The 7,655-nt window shown below is 60.8% G+C and carries 3 protein-coding genes; 2 read left to right on the top strand and 1 reads right to left on the bottom strand.

The features are described from left to right. The first annotated feature begins 417 nt into the window (after positions 1-417). Positions 418-1,497, top strand: coding sequence for a VanZ family protein (locus EHS19_RS10140; RefSeq protein WP_175578427.1), 1,080 nt, complete (start codon positions 418-420; stop codon positions 1,495-1,497). Between the two features lie 367 nt (positions 1,498-1,864). Then, complete coding sequence (locus EHS19_RS10135; RefSeq protein ID WP_206666359.1) at positions 1,865-6,817, top strand: discoidin domain-containing protein; 4,953 nt, start codon at positions 1,865-1,867, stop codon at positions 6,815-6,817. Positions 6,818-7,402: 585 nt separating this feature from the next. Here the strand turns inward: EHS19_RS10135 and EHS19_RS11110 are convergent. Then, positions 7,403-7,655, bottom strand: a 253-nt coding sequence (locus EHS19_RS11110; RefSeq protein WP_206666358.1) for a hypothetical protein, incomplete at its 5' end; no start/stop codon positions are given.

The following is a 7,655-nucleotide window of genomic DNA, read 5'->3' as shown; positions in this document are numbered from 1 at the left end:
AGACCTGGCACGGCGATGGTACTGCATTCGAGAGAATGTGGGAGAGTAGCACACCGCCGCAACACACTTACCAAGGGGTGTTCCCAACAAGGGAACACCCCTTTTTTGCATTCCCCGACCAATCGCCATCCCCACCTCCCAGCCTAAACCGAACGAACACCGCCGCCTTATGCGACACCCAATTGATCACCCGTTCCACCGATTGCGCATCCACTGATCGATTATCTGTGATGATGACGCGCTTCCACATACATCATTCCATCGATCGATGCCTAGTAGCACCGCTGGCTGCTACAATGACACATGGCTTTCAGCGTATGGCGGGCGTTCATCGGCCTAGGTGCATTCAGCTCGGTTCCCGTCCATTAACTGCAACGACCACCGGCATGCACAGAAGAGGAATCGGAGAGGAAACCCGTGGCGTATATTGCATATTTCAGCCGTCCGTTCATGATGGCGATCGCACTGTGGCCGTTCCTGTCCGCGGCGCTTACAGTGCCCGTGCTCGCGCTACTGTACCACCGTTACAATCGCATTCGTTTCTCGCAGACGCTCGTCGCATATGGCACGGTACTGTATGCCATTGGACTGCTCTGCTTTACGCTGTATCCGATGCCGGAAGACGCGGTCGCCTACTGCGCCGCACATCATCTCACCCCGCAGCTTAACCCGTTGCAGTTCGTCGGCGATATCCGCACCGACGGTCTGTCTGCGATCATGCAGCTTGCGCTGAACGTCATATTCTTTTTGCCGCTCGGTTTCATTATCGGGCGTGTGTTCCGCTGGCCGATTGCTGCGGCGCTTCCGGTAGCCTTCGCGACGAGTCTGTTGGTCGAGACGCTGCAGTTGACCGGATTCTTGGGACTCTACCCGTGCTCGTACCGACTGTTTGACGTGGATGATCTGATCACGAATACGCTGGGCGCGCTGCTCGGCTACGGTGCGGCCAAACTCTTCGACCGCATCGTGCCACCGCGCACGTACAGCCTGACAACGGTGACACGTCCGGGATTCCTGCGCCGCTGCATCACGTATGTAATCGATCTGACCGCCGTCACGGTCGTCGCGATGCCGACAGCCATGCTGATCACGATCGCCTACGACTCGACCGTGGTGCGCGACATGGCCACATGGCAGGCGATTCCTGCCATCGGTCACATGTTCGGCCATGATGTCACGATCAACGATCTGACGATGCTGATCTCGCTGCTTGTCTTCGAGCTGGTAGTGCCATTGCTGCATGGCGGGCGTACGCTGGGCGGTGGCTTCACGCACATGACGTGCGAGACACGGACGCGTTCCGGTTGGCGACGTGCGCTGTTCTACGCAGCACGGACGGCGGTGTTCGTGATTGTTGTGTTCGCACGACTGATTCCGCTGGCCTGCATATTCACGTTCGCGCTGCTCATCTTCTACGTGGTGAAGAAGCAGATGCCGTACGATCTGCTGCCTGCGGACAATGAGCCGGTCGTAGCGGATGCGCCGATTCGCCCATAATCAAGCATCGGCAATCAAACATCAGCGACCAGCCTTCGGTGCGTGGCATACGGTACATGAGTCGACGACGTCACCAAGGACGCCAGCGGAATCAGAGTCATCGCCACGCGACAAACCGCCTTCTTTTCCGAGCCATCTCGTAATATGGGGATGATGATGTCAGTGCCGATCACCATCGGCAGGCAGCGCAGCCAATGTTGGATGCACGGCCCGGGCGTCAAGGAAATGAAGAAAGGAACATGCAATGCAGCATGCAATCAAACGGTTGCTAGGGGGAGCGGTCGCAGCGGCTCTGGCTGTCGCCTCATTCCCTGTTGCAGCGTTTGCGCAGGAGGGAAGTCCTTCATCCGGCGCAGGAGCCGCACAGGTGACGAACAGCGGCAACACCGTCACCATCGGCAACGACCAGCTGTCGAGAACGTTCTCGACAGCTGACAACAAGCTGAAGACCACTCAGATCGACAACAAGCGCGCCAACACCCGATACACGCCGCAGGCCGGCAGCGAGGAGTTCATCGTCAAAATGACGAAGAACACCGGTGAGACCAAGCCGCCGACTGGCATTGACCGTACCGGATGGACGGCGACAGCGTCCAGCGCGGAGACCGCCGCGGAAAACTCGGGTGCCGAAAAAGCCATCGACGGCGATGCCGGCACCATGTGGCATACCCAGTATCAGGGAAGCTCGCCAACCTACGCCAACGGCCACTGGATCCAGTTCAACCTCGGCAAGGAAACCACGTTCCAGGCGTTCTCCTACACGCCGCGCCAATCCGGCACCAATGGCAACGTCAAGACTTACAAGCTGCTGTATTCCAACGAGGCGACTGCGCCGACCGAGGACAGCAAGTGGCAGGTCGCAAAGGACGGCAGCACCGATGCCACCGCCCTTGTCTACAACGGCACCAATCCGATCTATGTGAATCTTGATCAGCCGGTCACCGCCCGCTTCGTCAAGTTCGTGGCACTCTCGGCCAACAACGGACAGCAATTCGCGGGATGCGCCGAATTCAACCTGTATGGGCAGAAGTACGTGGCTCCCAGCGCGTCGCAGGATTACGACTTCACGACCAGCGACCTGACGCTCGCCGGCCAGCCGCAGGTCAAGGACACCAAGGCCACCATCAACAAGGTAGAGAAGACCGGCAAGGAAGTCGTCTTCACGTTCCAGCCGTATCAGTTCCGTGGCGTGGACTTCACGATCAAGCAGCACGTCGTCCTGTACAACGGCGACCACTACATGCGCAAGTTCCTGGAGATCTCCGTGCCCGCCGCGCAGAAGGACGATGCGGTCATCGACTACATCGATCTCGAATCGCTCAAGATCGGCGCCAACGACACCAAGTGGACGATTCCGACCGATGCCGGCGGCGTCGTGCAGATGAGCGCCTTCCATGCGAATCTCGGCCAGCCGATCTACCTTGACGGCATGTTCCTCGGCAGCGAGTTCCCGGAAACCGACACGCAGATCGTCGACAACACCGGCTACATGCGCTACTACACCGGCAAGTCGTTCGACCGGCTTGTCAAGGACAGCCAGGCCGGCACCTCCGCCGACGGCACAACGGTGACCTACAACACCTGGCAGACCGTGGTCGGCGCGGCCCGCAGCACCGACAATTCGGTCATCCAGTCCGACTTCTACAGCTACATCGACGACATCGCCACGCCGACCGAGTTCCGCGCTCAGTACAACTCGTGGTTCGACAACATGATGTTCATCGATGATGAGAACATTCTCGAATCGTTCAAGGAAGTCGACAAGCAGCTCGTCAACGCCGGCGCCGCGCCGCTCGGCTCCTACGTCGTGGACGACGGTTGGAACAACTACAACCAGACCGTGCCCACCGACGCCACGAAGATCCGCCGCTCCGGCAAGACCGTCAACACCGACGGATTCTGGACGTTCAACGAGAAGTTCCCCGAGGGACTCACCCCGTCCAGCGCTCTCGTGCAGAAGCTCGGCAGCGACTTCGGCGCATGGGTCGGCCCGCGTGGCGGCTACAACTACTACGGTGAACTCGCCAACATCCTCGCAGCCAGCGGCAAGGGCTCCAAGGCTGGCGGCTCCATCGACGTTGCCGATCGCGAGTATGTGAAGAACTTCGCCGAAATGTCGATGAAGTGGCAGGACGACTACCATCTCAACTACTGGAAGTGGGACGGTTTCGCCGATCAGGCCCAGTTCAACCAGTTCGGCGCGACCGACGGTGTGCCCGGCTATGCGAATCGCCACATGACCGGCGGCTATGAGCACATGTATCACGTGACCGATATGTGGGAGGCGTGGATCGACCTGTTCGAGCAGGTGCGCGCCAACGCCGACAAGAACGGCATCAAGAATCTGTGGATTTCGCTGACCTGCTACACGAACCCGAGCCCGTGGTTCCTGCAGTGGGCGAACTCGGTGTGGCTGCAGTGCATCCACGACCAGTCCGATGCCGGCGACGGCACCAAGATGGACAAGCAGATGAACTATCGCGACGCCGCATACTACGATTTCATCAACAACCACCAGTTCCAGTTCCCGCTCGCCAACATCTACAACCACGACCCGGTCTACGGCGTCGAGGGCACCGGCATGAACATCAACACGGCCACCGACGAGCAGTTCGCGAACTACCTGTACACGCAGGCCAGCCGCGGCACCGCGTTCTGGGAGCTGTACTTCTCCGCCAGCATCATGACGCCCGGCAAGTGGCAGGTCACCTCCGAGTTCCTCAAGTGGGCCGAGGAGAACAACCATCTGCTGCGCAACGCCAAGATGTTCGGCGGCTCGCCCAACACCAACATCAAGCTCGGATCGACCTCCGGTGGCGGCACCGCCAACACCTACGGCTACTCCGGTTTCGATGGCGAGGACGGCCTGATCATGATCCGCAACCCGAAGTCCACCGCCGACAACGTGACGTTCAAGTTCGACGCGACCAACGGCGTGCAGATCAACTCCGGCGACTACACGTACACGCTGGAGCATGTGTACAACCCGACCGACACCGCCACTGCCAAGGACAAGCCGAGCGACGCGAAGCTCGCATCCGGCACCGGCACGTTCACCTACGGTCAGGAGTACACCTTCAACCTGCAGCCGCAGGAATCCATCACGCTGCGCGTGACCAAGAAGAAGGACGCCACCGCGCCGAAGATCGCCTCGCTCGCCAGCGACGGCGACAAGACGCTCACCGTCAAGTTCGACGAGTTCGTCAAGCTGACCGCCGACAGCGGCCTGAGCGTCGACGGCGCGGAAGTGGCCAAGGTCACTCCGTCCGCTGATCGCGTGACCTTCGCGATCACCCTCAAGGAGGCTCCGAAGAACCTCGCCAAGCTCACCGTCAACGCCACCTCCGCACTGAAGGATCTGGCGGGCAACGGTGCCAGCGACAGCAAGTCCGTCACCTACCGCAAGGGCAACAAGGTGGCGAGCCTGACTGAGGCCGACTATGCCGGCAAGACGAAGAACCTCGGCACCAGCGGTCGCTCGCTGAACAACGCGAACGGCTTCACCGTGATCGCCGACGTGACCACCACCTCCGCCAACGCAGTGCTCGCCGCGCAGCCGAAAGGCTACACGGTCGGCATCGACGCGAACGGCCACGCCTACGTGACGCTCAACGGCGCCACCGCAACCAGTGATGTCGTCGTCAACGACGGCGCGAAGCACAGCATCGCCGCCGTCAAGGAGAACAACGGCATGCTCAAGGTGTACGTGGACGGCAACCTCGCCGGCTCCTCGTACAAGGCCGAGAACATGACATACGCGATTCCGGCAGGCAAGGCGACGGTCGGCTCGGCCGAGTTCGCCGGCAAGCTCGCCGTTGCCGTCTACGACAAGGCCACCGGCTACGACACGCTCAAGAGCGACAACACCGCTCCGGGCGTGGAGAACGCCGCACTCAAGAAGACGGTGACGATGGGCTGGGCCAAGGACGGTTCGGCAATCGCCGACAAGTCCGATCGCCCCGGCAGCATGGCCGTCGACGGCACGATCGACACCAACAACTACGCCGAATTCGGTCAGGACAACAAGGCTGATGGCTCGTACCTGCAGGTCGATCTCGGCAAAGAGTACACCATCGAGAACAACGACGGCGGCGAATCCGACGCGGTGAAGCTGTACCGCTACTGGAACGACGGCCGTACCTACAAGGGTTCCGTGGTCGTGCTCTCCGAGGACGCCACGTTCGACAAGAACGATACGATCGTCTACAACTCCGATGCCGCCGACGTGTTCGGCTTCGGCAAGGGCACCGACGCGACCTACGCGGAAACGTCCGCGGGCAAGGGCTTCTCCGTGCCCGCCGGCACCAAGGCCCGCTACGTGCGCGTCTACATGCAGGGCACGTCCACAGGCGGAACCACGAACCACATCGTGGAGCTGCAGGTGTTCGGCAAGGCCGAGGCTGAGGCGCCGGGCGTCGATCCGGTCGAGAAGGGCGAACTTGAGTCTCGCCTGGACGCGCTGCGCAATGTTGATACTGCCGGTGCGACCGCCTCCAGCAAGAAGGCGTTCGATGCGGCCGTTGAGGCTGCCAAGAGCGTATTCGACAACGACGAGGCCACGCAGGAGCAGGTCAATGATGCAGTCAACAGCCTCGAGGGGCTGGAAGACACGCTCGTCGCCCGCGCCGACACGAAGGACGCGACCGAGCTGCTTGACAAGGTCAAGGACCTGAAGGAAGCGGACTACACGCCTGAAACGTGGAAGCCGTTCGCCGATGCCAAGACCGCTCTGGAGAACGCCCTGAAGAACGCCGCCGATCTGACGCAGGACCAGCTCGACCCGCTGGTCGCGGCGCTGCGCGACAAGCGGGTCGAGCTCGAGAAGGCTCAGGACAATGGTGGCCAGACGCCGGTTGCGCCGAATACCGACGCTGCCAAGAAGGCGCTCGCCAACGCCAACACCAAGGTGGAGAAGGACTACACGGCTGAAACGTGGGCTCTGTTCGCCGCCGCGCGCAAGGCGCTCGCCGATGCGCTGGCCAACCCGCAGGGACTGACGCAGGAGAAGCTCGACTCGCTCGTCTCCGAACTGCAGGCCCGCCAGAATGCGCTGAAGAAAGCCACGACCACCACGCCTGGCGGCAACGGTGGCGACAATGGCAACGGCGGCCCCGGTAACGGTGGCGACAATGGTTCCGGTAACGATGGCCCCGGCAACGGTGGCGATCAGGGCGACAAGGGTGAGAAGGGCGATCAGCCCATCAACAAGAAGCCCGGTCTGCCGAACACCGGTGCCAGCATCGCTGCGGTCGTCGCCGCGGTGGCCGTTCTTGCCGTGGCTGGCGGTGCGGTGCTTGCCGTGCGTCGTCGCAAGGCATGATCGGGCCGTGTACCGCTGCCGTCCGATGCTGCGATTTCGCTGCGGCGATTCCGAGGTAACGGTTCGGAAGCGGCCGGCTGGTGCATGAACTGCTCTGTCGCATGAGCTGATTGTGGGGGATGTCTCGAACGAGGCATCCCCCACTGTCATGTGGATTGTCATGTGGGGTGTCATGCGGGGGTGCTCGCATATTCGTTTGTGATGCTGCGGCTGTGGTGGCCGGCAGTGACTGCGGCTGTGGTTGTGATAGTCAGATGTGGTGTCCGTTTGCAGTGGGCTAGTATCCTGTGTCGCATGCCGCTCAGGGAGTTGCGGGACAGACCACTAGTGATGCGTCCATCGCAATGGCATGTTGGTTGCCAATTGGCAACCAGCCAGAAAACCAACAGCAGTGGTATATCAGGGGCTCGCGTTGCGTGCGCATTCAACTGGCTCGCCGGCCAGCTCGCACGTTGCCTGCAAACAGCTCTGCTGCTTTTACTCGTCAACCTTCAACAGGACGTTCAACAGGCCGAGCGGTGTTGGCCCCTTCTGATGAGGGGGCTGTCAGCGAAGCTGACTGGGGGAGAGACAGAAGCTGACCCCTCAATAATTTGCGAGACAGACCACTAGCGTACGGTCGGTTGCATGGTGGACGATCGTCGTGCCCGGTAGCTGCGGCACGGATCGACACACAAATGTGAAGATTATGTGATTGCGAAGGCCGAGAATTTGCCGACTTGACATCTTGCGAGGCTGGTTGGTTGGGTTTTTGGCCTTAAAATACTGTTTGGTGTGTGTTTTCGACACGCCGATGGTTTGGCTTGTTTTGGGGGTTTTTGGGGTGTTGGTGGTGGGT

Origin of the sequence: Bifidobacterium jacchi (genome assembly GCF_009078285.1) — a bacterium.
Lineage (GTDB): Bacteria > Actinomycetota > Actinomycetes > Actinomycetales > Bifidobacteriaceae > Bifidobacterium > Bifidobacterium jacchi.
This window is presented reverse-complemented; position numbering and strand designations above follow the sequence as displayed.